Raw genomic sequence first — 20,347 nt, 5'->3', positions numbered from 1 at the left:
AAAAATCCATGGTGTTGGTTGCGCTACATTGCGGATGGTTTATAGATAAAGTGTCTCGAAAAAACCTCCTAATTATGAGCTGTGTTATAATTCGTTCTTATAGAAAAAGTACGTTGTTGCCACAGCGCTTAGCCCATTTATCATTTATACATGAAGACTCTTTTATGTCCAAAACTACGTTTGATGCTCAAACCATCTCCAACAGCTTAAAAGCTGCCAAACACCAACCGCGTAAACGCTTTGGTCAAAACTTTTTGCATGACACCAGTGTCATTCGCCAAATCGTTGACAGTATACGCCTAGAACGTGATGATAATTTAATCGAGATTGGGCCAGGTATGGGTGCGCTGACTGAGCCATTATTGGCAGAGGTGGAGGCGATGACGGTGGTCGAGCTGGATCGGGATTTGGCAGACAGCTTACGTATTCGTATTGGTGCCAACAGTCATCCAAATTTTACGATCATCAAAGACAATGCCATGCATGTGGATTATCGTGAGCTGTATAGTGAGGAGCGCGGTAAGCTGCGCGTGGTGGGCAACTTGCCTTACAATATTTCTACGCCGATACTGTTTCATTTGCTCAGCTATGCCGATGTGATTCAAGACATGCATTTTATGTTGCAAAAAGAGGTGGTTGAGCGTATCACCGCTGACGTCGGTAGCAAAACTTATGGTCGTTTATCGGTCATCATGCAGTATCACTGTGATACGGATTATCTGCTAACGGTTCCGCGTGGTGCATTTAATCCGCCGCCAAAAGTGACCAGTGCTGTTTTTCGCTTGACACCGCACGTTGATAAGCCCGTCGTTGCAGAAGATGAAGAACATTTTGCTATCGTTGTACGCGAAACCTTTAATCATCGTCGCAAGACGCTACGTGCTATTTTTAAGAAGTCAACTTTGTTACCGACGCTTAGCGAGGAGGACTTCTCTACTTGCGGTATCGACCCACAAGCGCGCCCTGAGACGTTAAGCGTTACAGATTTTGTGAATTTAAGCAATCGTGCGCGGCATCTAGAAGTGTAGTGAGTATTAGCTTATTGCTGTTACTTTGATGTTGGTTTTCTTGTCATTTTTACATCTAAACCATTGAGGTATTATGAGTTTTCGCCATCAGTATGTCATCGGTGACTTGCAAGGCTGCTATGCGGCCTATCTTCAGTTGCTTGAAACCTTGAATTTTGATCCAAGCCAAGACAAGCTGTGGTTTGCCGGTGACTTGGTAGCCCGCGGTGAGGACTCACTGAATACGTTGCGTGATGTCAAAGCGTTATGTGAACAAGGAGCAGCAGCGACGGTACTTGGCAACCATGACCTCAATTTGCTTGCTGTCTGGCGCGGTGCGACCAAAATCAAGAAAAAAGATAAAACGGCACCGATTTTTGCTGCTGAGGATTGCGATGAGTTGCTTGAGTGGTTGCGCCAGCAGCCGTTACTGGCTTATCCTGACGAGGATACGGTGTTGGTGCATGCTGGTATCCCGCCGCACTGGAGCATTAAGGCCGCAGAGAGCTACGCGCAGGAGTTGGAAGCACAGCTACAAAGCAGCTTAACACAGCTCGATCGGTTATTGCCGAACCTATACAGCAAACAAGCTGATGACTGGCACCCAGATATTAACGGATTTACCAAAATGCGCGCAATTGCCAATTACTTTACCCGTATGCGCTTGTGTAAGCAGGATGGGACTCTGGAGTTTAGCTTTAATGCCAGCTTAACTGAACCGATGCCAAAGGACTTTTTACCTTGGTTTGAGTGGCAAGTACCTCGCACGCGTAAGATATTATTTGGTCATTGGGCCGCGTTGCAAGGTGAGGTCGATCTTCCCCATGCTCGCGCGCTTGATGGTGGCTGTGTTTGGGGCAACTATCTATTAGCTTATAGATTGAGTGACGGAAAAGTCGTTAAATCAAGGGCGTACTGTCCGATTCCATCATCAGAGACGAACGACGACTGACTTGTTGCTATTTGAGCGGCCATGAAAGTTGTCAGGCCGTAGAAACCGCCTAAGCTGTCCGTTTAACTGGGCAGCTTGGGTGGTTTTTTAGGTTTTGGCAGTGGGGTTTTGGCATCGCCCGTGGTTTTGTTGTCGTGCTCAGCGCCACCTTGCTTATCACTAGTGTCGTTACTATTGTCGCTGTCAAAGGTATTTAGCGTTTTGGTTGCCTTGTCATACTGTATGTCATCGGTATAAGGCACGCTGTTTAGTTCTTCATCTACCAGACCATCATCAAGATCCACGACTTTCTCCGGAGAGACATGAGGCTGTGTATGACTGCCTTTGGGTTGATTGTCATAGTATATGTCTGTGTTTGTTTGTGCACTTTGCGTACTGGTTTGCCGAGATTCAGGCAGGACTCTGACGTCAGACAAGCGCCGCACTACATAATTACTGGGCAATGCTTTTCCATCTTTTTGCATTGAAGTATCGTCAAATATCATGTGTCCTTGACTATCGATACGTGCGTACTTCATGGGCTTATCACGGGGCCAGAAAAAGTCAGAAGGATGGCTAATAATATGACCAAAAATCAACTTTGTGAGGCGTCCCCACTCGAAGAAACGTACTTCTTTAGAACGCAGTGCCACAAACAATGCCAGTGAAAAACTGACTATTAGGTTGACGATACCAATAAGCGCCACACCCAGTATGGACACTAAAATAATATTCCAGCTTATTTGATCAGCCGATAAATTGAATAAGCCATGGGCTAAGTTCGCAGAGGCAAAGGCAATATGGCGAATATCAATTGGCAAGCCAAATATGTAGCCAAGGGTCGCCGTACTGCCAAGAAAGACCCCGAATAGAAAGTTACCCATAATGGCGCCTAAGTTGGCCTCTACAAACCCTCCTAAACGCTGAAGCCATGACTTGGGCAGTATCGCCTTTAGTAGTCTATGGCGTTGGATACGTGCGCCCACATGGTTATAAACCGCGAGATTGTCATAGTAGCCTGCAATCAGACCGGATAGAAACAAATAAACACCAGCAATCGCAGCATGAGGGAGGGCTAGGGAGTGAAACGGATCAAGGTCATGGAGCAGATGCCCAGCTTTTTCTGAGTCAATCATCGGCGTACCCGTATACTGTAGCCATGCAAAAGAAATCATAAGAGCAACGGGTATGGCAAGCATGACGTTACCCATGATCGCAATGAACTGAGTACGTAAAATATCGACGACCAACTCTGATAGTTTGGTCAACTGATGGGATTTTTTACCAGAGCCGTCAGAGATAGTGGAGGCGATCGCCGCCGCCGTCATGGCTGGCTGTTTGGTTGCCACTGTGCCACGAATGACATGAATAAATACGAAACCCAAACCATAAATCATACTGTTAATAAACGCGCGGCCCATCGGTGCGAGTGCCAACTGATATGCCAATATTTTGATGGTAGCCATAAAAGCAATAACGAAGCCACCAATAGATGCTTTTTTAAACATCTGTTTGTAGCCGGCTCTATCGGTACTGATATAGTGCTCACCAACGCGGCTGGCGTTTTCAGTCACTTTACGCGAGAGCAATTTGGTATTGTTATCGATCAGATAACCAATACTATAGCGGCGATTAGAAGTGGTGATTAGCGTTTGTATCAGTTCAATCACTGCACGATCACGCTTTTGATAGTCGTCTGTCACCAGTTGAGTTAAGATGCGTATGCGTTGTAAGCTTTGATCTAAACGCAGCATCATATTGGTCAAACGAATAGAGATACCCGTTTTATAGATGCGTTTGCGGACTGTGGCCACGATGTCTTCGCACTGCTCAATCATAACCAGTAATGGCGCTGGATCAACTGCATTTTCAGGCGTAATATCTGTTAAAGTATCGAGCTCATGCGCTTGCCTATACTGATTGACAAATAGCACGGCTTCTTGATTTTGAGCCACAAAAGACGCTGAGTAATTTAGAATTTGTGGATAAGACTCCATCAAGTCAGGATGCAAACCGATACCACTGACACGATAAGATAAAATGATAATAGCGTTTAAAATACTGTTTTTTGCCGTGGCCACTAAGTCTAAATGCTTTGCTTCTACTTTAATTAATGCAACCAGCTCATCCCATTTCTCTTTTTCGATATTGGCGAGCCAGCGCTCATCAGAACGCTTGCTAAACAAATATCCGACCAGCTCAACGACTGAGTCCTCTTGGGGGAGTAGTGGTAAAAATCGATGACCAACCAAACGGCGTAAACTGTTAAAAAACCCCTGATCTGACATGATACCAGTATCGGTATATAGGGCGATCTGACGATACTGGATAATAAGTCTTAAAACAAAGCTAGAAAGCCCATCTCCATACTCTGGGTGCTGATACAGGATATCAATAAGCGATTGAATCTTTTCATTCGCTAACGCAGGCTCCTTGTCGCTTACTCGCAGCTCATCTATCAAGCGTTTCAGTACCGCAGCGTCGGGCACATCGCTTAGCGCTGTAATCTGTTGTAAAATGAGTTTTAATTCTGACACGTCGCACCTTTTATTATCGTTGTTTCAATCGCTTTTATTATTTAATACTGTGCATCGTATAAGTGATAATAATAATGGCATTTGCTAAAAATTTGGTCACACCTGAGTTTAATTTGAGAGACACTTTATCTTGCGTTATTTTAATCATAACTGTGCATGGATAGTGAATTATTTTGTTAGCAGTTATTTTGACAAAAAAAAGGACAGTTATATTACTGTCCTTTTTATGAGAGAATTATCAGGCAATCACAATGACTACCTAGCTAGCAGGTACATCAAAGTAATCTAAATCAAAGTTCATCATTGGATCACTACCCGCTTTGACCATTTGTGCGTGAGCATCAATACGTGGCAAGATGCGGCCGACAAAATAATCCGCAAGCTTGGCTTTGTTGGTATAAAAGTCACCTTCTTTACCATTTGCCGCTTCCACCATCAATGCAAACATGTATGAATAGGCGAGGTAGCCAAAGGCATGCATATAGTCAACTGCACAGCCATTCACTTCATTCTTACGTTCGCCAATATTGCTAAGAACCGTTGTAGTGAGATCTTCAATCGTATCCGCCGCATCTAACGTGGCTTGTTTGATACCATGGTCTGCTTGCATGTTATTGACAAAATCACGAATCTCACCTAAGAAATGCGTGACATATTTACCATTGTTACGAGCCACTTTACGCCCTAGTAGGTCAAGCGCTTGAATACCATTGGTGCCTTCATAAATCTGAGCGATACGGGTGTCACGGACGATTTGCTCCATACCCCATTCACGGATATAGCCATGACCCCCAAAGACCTGCTGGCAATCAACGGTTGCTTCTAGCGCTTTATCAGTCAAGAACGCTTTAGCCACTGGCGTTAGTAGCGCCACACGAGCAGCGGCTGCTTTGGCTGACTCAGGATCGGTACTAAATTTTTCTTCATCAAGGTTTTTGGCAACGTACATCGCAAAGCAACGTGACGCTTCAGTATTGGCTTTGGCGTTTAATAGCATACGGCGCACATCAGCATGGTGAATAATGGCATCAGCCGGCTTTTCTGGGCTTTGTAGCTGCGTGTCGCTACGGCCTTGACCACGGTCATTGGCATATAAAGCAGCGTTTTGATAAGCAAGCTCAGAACCACCCAGGCCTTGTAGACCCATGGTAACACGCTCATAGTTCATCATAATAAACATTGAAGACAGACCGGTGTTTTCTGCACCGACCATCCAGCCTTTGGCATCATCAAAGTTCATGACGCAAGTAGCAGAGGCTTTGATGCCCATTTTGTGCTCAATAGAACCTACAGCCAACGTGTTGCGCTCGCCTAAGCTGCCATCTTCATTGACCAAGAATTTTGGTACCACGAACAGTGAGATACCTTTTGAGCCTTCTGGGGCATTGGGCGTTTTTGCTAATACTAAGTGAATGATGTTTTCAGTGAGGTCGTGCTCACCGCCAGTGATAAAGATTTTGGTGCCAGAAACATTGTAGCTGCCATCATCGTTAGGCACGGCTTTGGTCTTGATGATACCTAAATCAGTACCGGCATGTGGCTCTGTCAAACACATGGTACCAGACCATTCACCATTATACATTTTTTCTAGGTAAGTCTGCTTTTGATCTTCAGAGGCCGCTGCATTTAGGCAAAGCGTTGCACCCACTGTCAGGTTTGGATAAAGGGCAAAAGATTGGTTGGCCGTAAACACCATCTCTTCAGTAAGCATCGTGACCATCTTGGGGAAGCCTTGACCACCGTACTCAGCGTTACCACTCAAACCTACCCAGCCTGACTCCGCATACTGCTTATAAGCCTCTTTAAAGCCAGTCGGGGTGGTGACGACACCATCACCCTCAAAGGTTGCGCCTTCTTCATCACCGCTGCGATTGATAGGTAGTAGAATGTTTTTTGACAGTTTTGCCATTTCTTCTAAAATCATATCGACTGTTTCCATGTCGACATGCGCTAAGTTTTCGTTATTTTGCCAAAATTGTGGCGCTTTAAAGACATCATTTAAGATAAAGCGCATGTCATTTAGAGGGGCATTATAAACAGCCATAAACATTCCTTTGGTTCAAATAAATAAAATTGTAGTTGTTAAGAGTGTTAACGGTTCTTAAGGGATAACATTAGCGGTTCATAGTCAAAGTTTAACAAATAAGCTTGCGCGCAGGGATAATTCTTCGTGAATTGTGCGTGCACCAAAAGTTAGCAGCGACTATTGCAGTGCTTAAGCACAATGTAAACCACCGCCACGCACAAAGAGAGCCCATCAACGTCTATAAGCGTTTATAAACAATGCGACACACCTATGTCCATAAAAAATCGGCAACACACTGAAGTATGTTGCCGATAGCGAATACAGTATTTAATATTTTAGCCTGTTAATTAGAAGGCAAACTGATCAACGTCCATACTCATGTACGGCTCAACACCTGTGCTGATGCGCTGGACATGTGTGGTCGTGCGCGGTAACAACTTCGCAAAGTAGAATTGAGCGGTTTTAATCTTGGCATCATAAAATGCTTTTTCACCACTGCCGTCTTTAATAGCTGTTTGAGCAACCAGCGCCATACGAGCCCATAAGTAAGCAAGGGTCACATAACCACTGAAGTACATGTAATCAACAGCAGCACCGCCGACAGCGTCTGGGTTTTCAGTGGCTTGCATGCCAATGCGAGCCGTTAGGTCACCCCATTCTTTAAGATGCTTGGCAAGTGGGCGAATGAATTGACCCATCTCATCATTTTCTTTGTGCTCGTTGCAGAATTTTTGGATGATTTTGACAAAATTTGCAAGCAGCTTACCTTGTGAGCCCAACACTTTACGACCTAGCAGATCAAGTGCTTGGATTTCAGTGGTGCCTTCGTATAAGCAAGCAATACGCGTATCACGCACGTTTTGCTCCATACCCCATTCACTGATAAAGCCATGACCACCATAGACCTGTACGCCATGATTGGCAGCTTCAAGACCCGTTTCAGTTAGGAATGCTTTAGCAATTGGTGTCAATAGTGACAGCATTTGATCAGCAAATTTCAGATCATCGCCTTCGCCTTTTGCCACTGTATCGGCAAAATGTGCGAGGTAATAAACCAATGCGCGTCCGCCTTCAGCAAAGGCTTTTTCGGTCAATAGCATGTTACGAACGGCTGGATGTACGATAATAGGGTCAGCAACTTTATCAGGCGCTTTAGCACCGGATAGTGAACGCATGGCTAAGCGGTCTTTGGCATAAGTTAATGAACCTTGGAACGCATACTCTGCAGCGGTTAGACCTTGAACAGCGGTACCGATACGGGCAACATTCATAAAGGTAAACATGCACTGTAGGCCACGGTTTTCAGGTCCGATTAAGTAACCTGTTGCGCCATCAAAGTTCATCACACAAGTTGCAGAAGCTTTGATACCCATTTTGTGTTCGATAGAGCCACAAACGACGTTATTGTTTTCGCCTAAGCTGTTGTCTGCATTGACCATCACTTTAGGTACGATAAATAGTGAGATGCCTTTTGTGCCAGCAGGTGCGCCTGGTAGACGAGCCAATACAATGTGAATGATATTGTCTGTTAAATCGTGCTCACCGGCAGAGATAAAGATTTTTTGACCCGTGATGCTATAGCTACCATCTTCTTTAGGTTCAGCTTTGGTACGGATAATACCCAAGTCAGAACCAGCATGGGCTTCAGTAAGACACATGGTGCCTGACCATTCGCCAGTCACCATTTTTTCTAGATACGTTTGTTTTTGCTCGTCAGTACCGTGATGTTCGATGGTTTGAATGGCGCCATGTGATAGGCCAGGGTACATAGAGAATGACCAGTTGGCAGTACCAACCATCTCATTGATAACAGTAGACAATGAAAATGGCATGTTTTGACCGCCAAACTCTTCTTCAGCCGACAGAGCAGGGAAACCAAGTTCGCAATATGCGTCATAAGCTTCCTTAAAGCCTTTTGGCGTAGTCACTTTGCCATTGTCAAACTGGCAGCCTTCGGCATCACCGCTTTGGTTCAATGGTGATAGCTCGTTTTCCGCAAAGCTGGCAGCCATCTCAAACAGACTGTCCATCAGCTCGCGATCCGCTTCTTGAAAGGCCGGCAAAGTTTTATAGTGGCTTTCGCTGTCAAGTAGCTCATGCATCACGAATTGAATGTCACGTAAGGGTGCTTTGTATTGCATAACTTCCTGTCCTTTTTAGTATGTAATCGATGATAGTTCACAATAGGCACACGTCTGCACTATCACTTAGCGCATAGTCCTGCTTGCACTGAACCAATGTATTTACATAAATACTAGGCAGTAACGCAGATTGGTGACGTTATCGATTACATAAAATATGTATTGAAAAGAATGGTGATTGTCAGAGTCGGCTTGAGACTTAACAAGATCTAACAAATTCACTGTAAAAGATAGGCTTTCGTAGGCGATTATACAAGTTTGGTGACAGCACTGATAAGTCATGAACCTATGTTGCATCCGTTATGCAATCAACGTTAGACGCTAAAGCTTATGACAAATAACCGTATGAAAACACTCGTGATACTGAGAAAATAAACGTCAACGAACTTGGGGTCATTTAGTAGCGTCCTGCTGAATCAACATCTTGGTGGCAACGTCAGCGGTTACTGGTTTGCCAAACCAATACCCTTGACCATACTGACAATCCATTGCCAATAGCACGTCACGCTGCTCCTCAGTCTCGATGCCTTCAGCGATCACTTGCATGTCGAGTGCAACGGCTAGGTCTAAAATGGCTTTTACAATGGCATGCTGGGTACGATCAGTTTCAATATTCGTGATAAAGCTTTTGTCGATTTTAATAAAATCAAACGGATATTCTTGCAGATAACTTAAGGAAGCATAACCAGTACCAAAGTCATCCAACGCAAGAAAGACCCCTAGCTCTTTGAGCAAATCAAGCTGTTTTTTGACATTGGCATGGCGCTGAATTAAGGAGGATTCAGTCACCTCAATATGTAATTGATGCGCAGAAATATTATGCTGTATAAATAGCTTGCTCACCATCTCAAAAAAGTCAGGGTGGCTAAACTCAGCGGCGTCAGCATTGATACAGATGTGCTGACAAAAGCCTTGCTGTTGCCAAGCAGACAGCTGTTTGGCAATTTGGATGGCCATTTGTGAGAAAAGCTCAAACGACAGCTTATGGGTGAGAATCGCATTGATAAAATGTACTGGTTTTAGGAGTCCTCGCGTTGGATGTTGCCAGCGCACTAGAGCCTCAAAGCCCGTAATAATTCCGGTCGCTAATTCAAATTTTGGTTGATAATAAGGAACAAATTGTCCTTCCGTTGTGGCAGCTCGAAGCTCGGATTCTAACTGTAAGCTGCCATCAGTGGCTTCATCAATAGCGGTATCATACCAGCAGATATCATCTCCACCTTGCTGTTTGACATAGTGTAGCGCCTTTTCGGCTTTGGTTAACAATCCTATTAACGTGTCATCATTTTCAGGAAAATAACTGACACCAACGGAGATACGACAATAGATATTAGCTTCTGTTGCCGCATTTTCCCCTAAGGTGAAAGGGCGTTCACACATTTGCATCAGACTGTCTAGCTCGTGGCGTATCATATTGGCATCACTGCACTCAAACAGTAAGGCAAAATCATCGCCACCAAAGTGAGAAAAACAGTGCAAATTATCCAGTTTGAGTGCTTTGACACGTGTGACAAAGTCTTGTATTAAGAGGTTGATGCCATCAGGCCCTAGTAAGCTTGCAAGACTACGGTAACGGTCAATATTGAAACGCACGATGACGACTTCTTGGTAGCTGTCCAATAGCAAGTCACTGGTTTGGCTCAAAAACACTTTACGGTTCGGGAGGCCCGTCAGTTGGTCATAGTTGAGCAAATGCGCTACCTGTCTTTGGTCTTTGATGGCTGATGACACATCACGCACCATACCAACGTAATAAACAGTCTGTGCGATACAAATCTTGCGATACGTCATATGGCATTCTAGTATCTGTCCGTAGCGATTTGGCATCGAAAAATGGTTTTCATAAAAGCCACTACTGTCTAAGTGGCTAATAATATCTGCTAAAATCGCTTTTTCTTCCTCAGATAAAAATTCTGCTGCATATATACCAAGGGGCCGCCCAAGCATAAACGCCTCACGGTAGCCAATCATGATCTCGTAACTGGCATTGACCCATAAATAGCGTAAGTTAGCATCTAAGATAAATATGGCGTCATCAAGTTGCTCGCATAATTTGGCCAGCAACTGCTGTTTGTCTGCGACTGGAATAGGAGCAAAAGTAGTCATAATTGGGCTCATAACGTCAACATTAAATAATAAATAGGGTTACGCACACAGGGTCAGAATTATCAGTGGCTCAAAGCGTGCATCGTCGCCAGTGCTACCACCGGCGCAGTCTCGGTACGTAAGATCCTTGTGCCAATTTGCCATGGCTCAAAACTAACACTTGCTGCTTGCTTGCATTCATCTTGACTAAGTCCGCCCTCAGGGCCAATTAACAGCTCGATATAAGGTGTTTTTTGCTTTAGGACGGCGGGTAGCGAGGCTGGCATGGCAGATTGTCCCACTGCTGGCACGCTTAGCTGCATACGCAAGTCAGATGATTGCTGCAATATTTGATAATAAGGATCTTGGCTCAGTGTAGAGACAATGGAGCTGACATCAAGAGACTTCACAGTCATTTGCGCCTCTACAGTACTTGTATTTAGGCGTTGTAGCCACTCATGAATAGAGATAGGGGCAATAATAAGCGGCGGCCGATTGAGGCCGCACTGTTCACACGCCGCAATAGCGACTTGTTGCCAGTGAGCCAGCTTTTTTTCTACTTGTGCTGGCTTTAGATTGACCTCGCCATGATGACTGCTGAGTAATTGAATGGCAGTGACACCAAGCTCAGTCGATTTTTGAATCGCATAGTCCATTCGTTCACCGCGACTCATCACTAGGCCAATTTTAGTACGCACAGAGGCGCTGCGGTCATCCTCCAAATGAGCCAGTAAGGTCACAGAGGCATGTTTTTTACTGATGGTTTGTAGCTGTACCTGATACTCCCCGCCAAAGCCATCAAATAAGACACCTTGGTCGCCCGTATTTGCCCGTAAGACGCGGCACCAATGATGGACAATACTCTCTGTCAGCTCGATGCTAGCACCAATAGGTAAAGTGTTCAGCTGAGGGTAGCTGGGTTCTTTTTCATCATTGATGTCATTACTGGTGGCATAAAAAAAACGTCGCACAGTCGCTTAGTCCTATATTTTGAATAGTGTGTGTAAATATCTTAGCAGAATATCATTTACGTGGGTAAAGGGATTGTTGCTAGTAGAGGTTGCCGAATATTTTTTATCAACAGTTTTGCCCAAGCAATAAATAGTGGCAGCAATAAAAAAACTGGCGCTCCTAAGAACGCCAGTTATTCACTCTATGATTGAATCGTCGTTTACGCAGTCAGTCCCAGCGCTTCCACTAAGCGTTTATTGGGCTCAACTTTATTCATGCTGTAAAAATGCATGGCTGGTACACCCTCGGCGATTAAACGCTCACATAAGCGGTAAACTACATCGAAGCCAAACTCGCGAATGGCTTTACTGTCATCACCAAAGTCAGCCAGCCGTTTACGTACATAGCGAGGAATATCAGCGCCACAGCTATCAGCAAAACGCACTAGGTTGCTAGAATTGGTGATTGGCATAATACCAGCGACCAAAGGCTGGGCAGCCGTATCGATACCGCGTTTCTCTAGCGTGTCGCGCAAGTACAGATAGCTGTCGGCGTTATAGAAAAACTGCGTAATAGAAGCATTCGCACCAGCCTGATATTTATTGACTAAATTGTCTACATCAAACTCAAAACTACGCGCTTGTGGATGCATCTCAGGATAAGCGGCAACTTCGATATGAAAATGATCGCCTGAGTGTTCGCGAATAAACTTAACTAAGTCTAAAGCAAATGGCAGCTCACCCATACCAACTTGACCGGATGGCAAGTCACCACGCAGGGCTACCAAACGCTTAATGCCCAAACCTTTGTAAAGCTCCAGTAGCTCAGCGATTTCACTTTTGTCATCACCAATGCAAGACATATGCGGCGCAATGTCAGTGTCACCGCGCGCACATAAGGCTTGAACAATATTTAACGTGCGGCTACGGGTAGAGCCGCCCGCACCGTAGGTGACTGAAAAGTAGGTCGGTGACAACTTATTTAGCTCATCAAAAGTACTCAGTAGCTTTTCGTGACCTTGCTCTGTTTTTGCAGGGAAAAACTCAAATGAGAAAGCAGGCTTACTCATAGTTGCGCTCCTCAGTACGTTGACTAGTATTTATAAGCGTCAGGTTTGAATGGACCCTCGACAGGCACACCTAAGTACTCAGCTTGTTTTTGGGTCAGCTTAGTCAGCGTACCATTAAAGCCTGCCACCATAGCGGCAGCCACTTCTTCGTCAAGCTTCTTCGGCAATACTTTGACGTACAAGTTATCAAAGCGTTCATCAACTGGCAGGTCAGCGAATTTTTCTTCGAACAAGTACATTTGTGCCAATACTTGGTTGGCAAATGAGCCGTCCATCACGCGTGATGGGTGACCAGTCGCATTACCTAGATTCACCAAACGACCTTCAGCAAGCAAGATCAAATAGTCATTTTCATCATCTGAGCGGAAGATTTGATGAACTTGTGGCTTGATCTCAACCCAGCGCCAGTTGTCACGCATAAATTGGGTATCGATTTCGGTATCAAAGTGACCGATGTTACAAACCACTGCGCCAGGCTTCAACGCCGCTAGCATATGTCTGTCGCAAACATGATAGTTACCCGTCGTGGTGACGATCATGTCAGTGTTTTCGAGCAGCTGGGTATTGATATTGTCTGCGCCGCCCGTATTGTCGCCATTGAGGTAAGGAGACACGACTTCAAAACCATCCATACAAGCCTGCATCGCACAGATAGGATCGACTTCTGAAACCCGTACAATCATGCCTTCTTGACGTAAGCTTTGCGTAGAGCCTTTGCCCACATCCCCATAACCGATAACCAAAGCACGGCGACCACCAAGGAACATATCAGTCGCACGTTTGATGGCGTCATTTAAGCTGTGACGGCAGCCATATTTATTGTCATTTTTAGATTTGGTAACGGCATCATTGACGTTGATGGCTGGTACTTTTAGCGTCCCTTTGTTCAACATCTCAACCAGACGGTGGACACCAGTGGTGGTCTCTTCTGAAATACCATGGATGTTGTCAAGAAGCTCAGCATACTCATCATGAATCAGCGCGGTCAAATCACCACCGTCATCCAAAATTAAGTTGGCATCCCAAAGCTGACCTGATGCTTCGCCGCCAACGTGTACTTGCTGGCGTAGGCACCATTCATACTCTTCTTCCGTTTCGCCTTTCCACGCGTAAACAGAGATACCAGCAGCAGCAATGGCCGCCGCAGCATGATCTTGGGTTGAGAAAATGTTACATGAGGTCCAGCGTACTTCTGCACCTAGCGCGACCAATGTCTCGATAAGTACGGCAGTCTGAATCGTCATATGAATACAGCCAGCGATTTTAGCGCCTTTAAGCGGTTGCTCGGCTTCATAGCGACGGCGCAAGCCCATCAGGGCAGGCATTTCAGCTTCGGCAAGGGTGATTTCACGGCGGCCGTAATCAGCAAGGCTGATGTCAGCGACTTTATAGTCAGTGAAAGAGGGGTCGATCGTATGGGCAGATGGGGTGTTAGACACTGCGTCCATAATATGCTCCTATCAGTGGTTGAGTTATGATAAAAAGAATAAAAACGCAGGTGCCGTTATTTGCGCTGTGAATGACCAAAGAAGGATCACTAACAGTTAACCGAGCCTAACATAAGGAATGAAGAGTGGGCTTTTGAATACGAAAGCCGATATTAGTACTTATGGCGCAACACCTCTCGGAGGTCGTTATTGTAATAGATGAGGCCGAGCTTGTCACCTATTGGATAGTGTAAATGATAGGCCATGCTCGGATAGGCAGTTGCGATTTTGATAACCATAATAAAGGCCATCGATTGATGACCTTGATTCTTCTTCACTGTTATTGGCTTTTATGAATTCAAAGATTAAAACCAATTATAAGTGAGTGAGGTGAAGAAATTAGTGCCGTCTTGATTATAACGCGAAGCATATTGTCCAAAACTCTCATTAGTTGAATAGTCTACGTTGGTTAAGTTATTAATACGACTTGTCCATGTCAGGTTTGGGCTCAGATAATAATTACCGCTAATGTTGAACAACGTATAGTCATCTATAAAAGTGCTATTGTCTGCAACGTTATAGGTTTTACCCACATACTCTGCTTCAGTACGAATGTCAAAGTTTGCAGCTCGGTAACCTACATATACTAAGCCCGTATTTTCAGGACGATATACTAATTGTTTACCTTTATTAGTTCCTGACTTCTCTTCGGCATTAGTGCGAGTATATTGACCGCCAAATAAAATATTACTTAGCTGCCAGTCTGAAGTAAAGCTATAACCTGATAATCTTGCTTCATCAATGTTAAGTGCTTGATATTTTTTAATATTGTTATCGTATCTGTTATCAATAAGATTGTCGACATCACTATTAAATGCAGTCAGACGTGTGTTCTGTATGGCTGTGTTAGTCTCAATAAACGCTTCTACATTTTTACTCTTTTCAACTTTTAAATCTGCATTTGGAACATAGTAAAAGCTTTCAATATATAAGTCATTCAGAGTAGGGGCTCTATAACCAGTAGCGAAGCTAGTACCTAGACGTAAACCGGGTGCTAGCTTTACAGCGTAGCCAAGACCAAATGTAGTTTCGTTACCAAATTGTGAGTTATCATCAAAGCGGACATTGGCTTGGAAATCGTAAGTATCCTCATTCAATTGATAACCAGCAAAAGCACCCTTAATATCACGGTCATTTATTTTATACTTATCTTTACCGCTGGCACTAGGAGTGTTATCTGTCAGGTCGACTTCCTGCTGTAACCATTCTGCACCAGCTTGTACTTTTCCTAGAGGTAATTTATAAGTGCTTATTAGATTCGCTTGTTTCTGTTTGGTATCAAACGCATCACCAACTTTATTATCAAGCTTGTCTAAGCTTTGACCTGCTGATAAACGTACTGTTAACTTGTCATTTTCGTATTGTGAAAATGCTGATACTACACCATTTTCATGATCAATCTCCGCGTTTGGTCCTGGTCCAAAACTAAAATTATCAAACTCAGTAGTCGACTTAGCGAAAAGCCCAGTTGCGCCAACGCTGATATTTTGATTTAAAGGTATGCTTGCGTTTAGTGCAAAGTTATCACTTTTAAAGCCGTCGTCATCTTTATCATTGCCTGGTCGGTTTTCAAGAGCGCTGATACCTTTGGTTTGATTGCGACTAGCAGAAAGACTAAGTTTTGCGCCTTCTTCATTTACAAAATGTGCTGCTGCACCATATACATAGTGGTCATGCGATCCAACACCTACAGTAACTGAGAAGTTGGTTTGTTCAACATTATTACCTTTAGTGAAGATTTGAATAACGCCGCCCATAGCGTCAGAACCGTAAATACTAGAGCCTGAAGCACCGTATAATATTTCGATACGATCGATTTGGTCAGCAGGCAATAAGCCTAAAGCGGGTTGTCCAGTTGACATTGAGCCATAACGAATACCGTCTATTAGCACCAATACGCGTTTGCTATCATAGCCACGAAGATAAAAGTTACTGCTTTGACCCATACCACCATCTTGTTTAATACTAAAACCTGGCTGACGCCTCAGAACTTCCATTACGGTTTGGCCTTGGAAACGCTTTAAGTCTTCACTATCAATCACTCGCGTTTGCGCAATGACATTACTGGTTTTGGTAGGCGTACGCGTGGCCGTTACGACAATTTCATCAAGCTCAACCTGTGGTAACTCCTTAGCGTTGACAACCTCTATATCAGTAGTGGCAGCTGTAGCACTAACGGCACAGACCCCAAGCGCGCTTAGAATACACAACCGAAGATAAGTGGCCGAAGACGAACGTGATAAAACCATGTTTAATTCCAAATTAATCAAATAAAGACATTACAGAAGCGAGAGTTGAGCAGCTAAAAATTACAAAATGTAATAAGCAAATTATACGTCGCCATTATCTATAAAAGTGCTTCATTTATAAACCACTTTAACCTAATGTTTCTTCACGCTAAGCTGAGGGGTCTTCATGATGCATGGCTTTTGAGTATTTGAAGGCAAGTATTATCCAGTATAAGCGTTGTATATTGGCAATAGGGTGAGGTGGCCATGACAAATGAGGATATAAAGTAGCCCACACATGACTATGTGGACGATGATATAAACGGTTATAAAAACCCATAATCAAAAGTACTGCTGTTAGAAATAATTGCTATTATAGTCACAGTTTTTATCTATTTGGGTTGTAGTACTTATCAAATTAAGAGGTTTGTTTTGTCTATTGAGCGTAATCTGATTCTGAACACTGAGTTGTCTCCTCCATATCCAAGCATCAAAACGCCCTTAATGGTAATGGTGTTTTTGCTCGCGATGTTAGCAAGTCTGCTATTACCTAATCCGGCCTTTGCTGCTGAACCTGGAGCGCTTGGGATCGGGGGTAGCAGCAGTGAAGAGTCGGTAAGTACCCCGTTACCAGATTCGTTTGGGCGAGACACACCGCGGCACACGGTACAGGGGTTTATCAGTGCACTGGGCGAAAATGACTATTTGTTGGCGAGTAATTATCTAAACTTATCAAAGTCTGATAATCCGACCACCATTGTAAGGCAGTTTAAGCAAGCACTGGATGCTGGCGGCCGCTTTCAGCAGGATTTGCAGATTAACAATACGCCTGACGGTAATCTAACCGACCAATTACCACCTAGCCAAGAGAATGTTGGGGTCATTAATGTCGGGGAGAAAAGCGTGCCACTGCTACTTGAAAGAGTGGTGTCTGACCAAGGTGAGCAGTACTGGCAGTTTTCGACTGATACGCTCAGCTCAATACCAGAAGTAATAGAAAATACGGAACCAACCTTGGTGTCTCGTTACACCTTTGAGTCACTAGAAGGGAAAAAGCTCTTTGGCTATCAAATGGCTGACTTAGTGGCGGCACTAACCATGATCGTCAGTAGCTTTGTGTTCACGTATATTATGGTGTGGCTACTGTACCATCTATTGCGAATTGCCTATCCACGCGTACGCGGTGTGCCCTTACCATTACCAGACAAGGTCATACTGCCATTGGCTGTGGTTATTATGGCCCTGATATTGTCTGAGGTGATGGTTTATGCTGGCGTGTCAGTGACGCTGCGTGAGCCCATCAACCGCTTTACTGAGATTGCGTCTTGGCTTGCCTTAACTTGGCTGCTTCTTCGGGTCATCGACGCCATATTTACGCGAGCGGTCAATTTAAGCTACAAGAAAAACTATACAGAGCGAGTCTCAATTTTGGGACTGCTACGCAAGGTCGTCAAAGCCTTACTGTTAATATTTGCTGTCATTGTGATCTTTGGTAATTTAGGTTTTGACTTGACGACGGGTATTGCAGCCTTGGGTGTGGGTGGTTTGGCGTTAGCACTTGGTGCACAAAAGACCATTGAAAACCTTGTTGGTAGTGTCGTTGTAGTGGCAGACTCACCAGTACGGATAGGGGACTATTGTAAGTTTGGTACTTATGAAGGGACTGTCATTGATATTGGTATTCGCTCATCGCGTGTGCGCACATTGACACGTACTATTGTCACTGTACCAAATGGTGATTTTTCATCGATGCAGATTGAGAATTTTACTTCTCGTGATATGTTCCGCTTTTTTCATCAGTTATATCTTAAGCGTACCGCGGATATTGACGTGGTCTTCAAGATGGTAAAAGACTTAGATGAATTTATCAATGAGCACTATTTAACCAACCAAGAATGGAATCAAGTCAATATCTTAGAGCTGCGACAAGACTGCTATGTCATTCAATTGCAGGCTTACATTAATGCTAATGGTATTACTGAGTTTTATGACAAACAAAACGTTTTATTTGTCGATATATTGAACCAAGTGGCTAAATATAAGGTCGAGCACGCGCTACCAACGCAGCAGCTTATTGTTAATCAAGCGGAGCTTGAGCATCATAGGGGAAGTGGCGTTGAAGATGACGTTGCTGAATCAATAGAAGAGACGACAGACGGGCAGCCGTCTGATGACACGGATGCCTTTGCCAGCAATAACAGTGATGACCATAATGGTAATGACCATGGTGCGGTCGATTTAAATAAAGATCACGACGGCACTAAAGACGATGAAAAATCTAATCGGAAAGGGACTGGGTCAGCCAAAAGTAAAAAAAGCAGCTCATTCAGAGCGTTCAGAAATAGACACCGCCTGTTACAGAAAAGCAAATTTAAGCACGTAAGAGAAAAGTTTGGTTTCTCTATCAAAACCGCGAAAGAGGACGCCAGCCGACATTAGGGTGGCGGTGAATTTTGCCTAGCGCTTATTATGTATTCATACAAATTATGTACTGAAACAAGCTATAATAAACTTTAGAAATTATTTTAAAAAACACAGTGAATCGGCACTATGAAAATCAACAAAGCGTACAAATTTAGGCTTGAGCCTAATGCAGAGCAGGAGATTATCTTAAATAATCTTGTCGGCTCAGCACGTTTTGTTTGGAATCAAATGCTGGCAATATCGTTTGAGATATTTGCTAAAAATGAGTTTATCAATGCCACCAACCTCGTTAATAAAATCGTTAGTTTAAAGAACAATCCTGATTTTGCCTTTCTGAAATCTAGCTCTAATGCCGTGTCCTTACAACAAAAGGTACGTGACTTAGCAGCAGCTTGGTCACGATTCTTTGACCCCAAAGTACACGCCAGATTCAAAGAGAATAAAAAGAAACCCAAAAAGCCCAAGTTCTTTAAGCTGGCTAATGGCACAGAGATTCAACGACGGGCACTGATGCCACAATTTAAACACAAAGCAGATGGCTGTGACTCCATTCGCTTGGTTCAGTTTGATAAATACTGCCGTGTTGAGGGCAATCGCGTCAAACTCCCGAATGGCATTGGTCTGGTGAAATTCAGAAAATCGCAAGACATCATCGGCACGATTAAAAACGTCACCATCAGCAAAAAATCAGGGCACTGGTACGTGTCATTTGGCACTGAGCGCGAACTGGATGAGAACCCACGCCACCCTGCCACAAGCGCCATTGGCTTGGACATGGGTATCAGCAAACTACTCACCACCTCAAACGGTGAAACCATCAAACCCAAGAACAGCTTTAAAGCCAACCAACTCAAACTTGCCAAGCTGCAACGTGGGTTGGCAAAAAAAGTAACATTCAGTGAAAACTGGAAAAAACACAACCGTAAGATTCAAAAATTACACCACCATATCGCCAATATTCGTCATGACTACTTGCACAAAATCACCACCAGCATCAGCAAAAACCACGCCATGATTGCTTGTGAGGATTTAACAGTCGCCAATATGTCGACATCAGCCAGCGGGTCGGTGGAGAATAAAGGCCGTCATGTCAAAGCCAAGGCAGGATTAAACAGAGCTATCTTAGATCAAGGCTGGGGCATGATGGTCAATATGCTTGAGTACAAGCAGCAATGGCGGGGTGGATTACTCATTAAGGTAAATCCAAGATACACCAGCCAGACCTGCTTTGAATGCAAGCATATCTCTAAAGATAACAGACAAACTCAAGCAAAGTTTGAGTGCGTCAAATGTGGTCATAAAGCCAACGCTGATATTAATGCAGCTCGTAATATTTTATCGGCAGGACATGCCGTGTTGTCTGCGGAGGGAGGATGCAGTAAAGGTCGCCCGATGAAACAGAAAACTTGCGACGGTCGTGAGAAAGTCGCCTAAAGGCTAACGCTTTTAGAATCCCCCACT

Annotated in this window: 12 protein-coding genes; 4 read left to right on the top strand and 8 right to left on the bottom strand. The window is 44.1% G+C overall.

Translation table 11 applies throughout. The annotated features are described in order from the left end of the window. Positions 1-164: 164 nt before the first annotated feature. Positions 165-1,028, top strand: a complete 864-nt coding sequence (gene rsmA, locus DVY93_RS00170) for a 16S rRNA (adenine(1518)-N(6)/adenine(1519)-N(6))-dimethyltransferase RsmA (protein ID WP_193006897.1) — start codon at positions 165-167, stop codon at positions 1,026-1,028. Positions 1,029-1,101: 73 nt separating this feature from the next. Then, entirely contained in the window at positions 1,102-1,959 is an 858-nt protein-coding gene (locus DVY93_RS00165; protein WP_230708333.1) for a symmetrical bis(5'-nucleosyl)-tetraphosphatase, read from the top strand. Positions 1,960-2,021: 62 nt separating this feature from the next. Here DVY93_RS00165 and DVY93_RS00160 read toward each other — a convergent pair whose 3' ends face one another. The 8 genes from DVY93_RS00160 to DVY93_RS00125 all read right to left on the bottom strand — a co-directional run bounded on the left by DVY93_RS00160 (position 2,022) and on the right by DVY93_RS00125 (position 16,504). Beyond that, positions 2,022-4,475 (bottom strand): site-specific recombinase, encoded by a 2,454-nt coding sequence (locus tag DVY93_RS00160; RefSeq protein ID WP_230708332.1) that lies wholly within the window; start codon positions 4,473-4,475, stop codon positions 2,022-2,024. Positions 4,476-4,734: 259 nt separating this feature from the next. Next, the gene (locus DVY93_RS00155) at positions 4,735-6,519 is read right to left on the bottom strand and encodes an acyl-CoA dehydrogenase C-terminal domain-containing protein (RefSeq protein WP_230708331.1); all 1,785 of its coding nucleotides are present in this window, start codon (positions 6,517-6,519) and stop codon (positions 4,735-4,737) included. A 329-nt stretch (positions 6,520-6,848) separates the two neighbouring features. Beyond that, positions 6,849-8,642, bottom strand: coding sequence for an acyl-CoA dehydrogenase C-terminal domain-containing protein (locus DVY93_RS00150; RefSeq protein WP_198333699.1), 1,794 nt, complete (start codon positions 8,640-8,642; stop codon positions 6,849-6,851). Positions 8,643-9,035: 393 nt separating this feature from the next. Continuing rightward, a complete protein-coding gene (locus DVY93_RS00145; protein ID WP_230708330.1) occupies positions 9,036-10,748 on the bottom strand; it encodes a putative bifunctional diguanylate cyclase/phosphodiesterase in 1,713 nt (570 codons plus the stop codon). A gap of 62 nt (positions 10,749-10,810) precedes the next feature. Beyond that, on the bottom strand, positions 10,811-11,698 hold the full coding sequence (locus tag DVY93_RS00140) for a 16S rRNA (uracil(1498)-N(3))-methyltransferase (protein WP_230708329.1): 888 nt from the start codon (positions 11,696-11,698) through the stop codon (positions 10,811-10,813). Between the two features lie 200 nt (positions 11,699-11,898). Further along, positions 11,899-12,747: a methylenetetrahydrofolate reductase gene (locus DVY93_RS00135; RefSeq protein WP_230708328.1), complete on the bottom strand. Its 849-nt coding sequence runs from the start codon at positions 12,745-12,747 to the stop codon at positions 11,899-11,901. Between the two features lie 23 nt (positions 12,748-12,770). After that, entirely contained in the window at positions 12,771-14,195 is a 1,425-nt protein-coding gene (gene ahcY / locus DVY93_RS00130) for an adenosylhomocysteinase (RefSeq protein WP_198333695.1), read from the bottom strand. Positions 14,196-14,539: 344 nt separating this feature from the next. Beyond that, positions 14,540-16,504 (bottom strand): TonB-dependent receptor domain-containing protein, encoded by a 1,965-nt coding sequence (locus tag DVY93_RS00125; RefSeq protein ID WP_230708327.1) that lies wholly within the window; start codon positions 16,502-16,504, stop codon positions 14,540-14,542. A 390-nt stretch (positions 16,505-16,894) separates the two neighbouring features. Between DVY93_RS00125 and DVY93_RS00120 the strand changes: the two genes are divergently transcribed. Beyond that, entirely contained in the window at positions 16,895-18,901 is a 2,007-nt protein-coding gene (locus tag DVY93_RS00120) for a mechanosensitive ion channel family protein (RefSeq protein ID WP_230708326.1), read from the top strand. Between the two features lie 111 nt (positions 18,902-19,012). Next, positions 19,013-20,320: an RNA-guided endonuclease InsQ/TnpB family protein gene (locus DVY93_RS00115; RefSeq protein WP_230708325.1), complete on the top strand. Its 1,308-nt coding sequence runs from the start codon at positions 19,013-19,015 to the stop codon at positions 20,318-20,320. Positions 20,321-20,347 lie beyond the last annotated feature (27 nt).

The sequence above is a fragment of the Psychrobacter sp. CCUG 69069 genome (assembly GCF_021023115.1).
Taxonomy (GTDB): domain Bacteria; phylum Pseudomonadota; class Gammaproteobacteria; order Pseudomonadales; family Moraxellaceae; genus Psychrobacter; species Psychrobacter namhaensis.
This window is presented reverse-complemented; position numbering and strand designations above follow the sequence as displayed.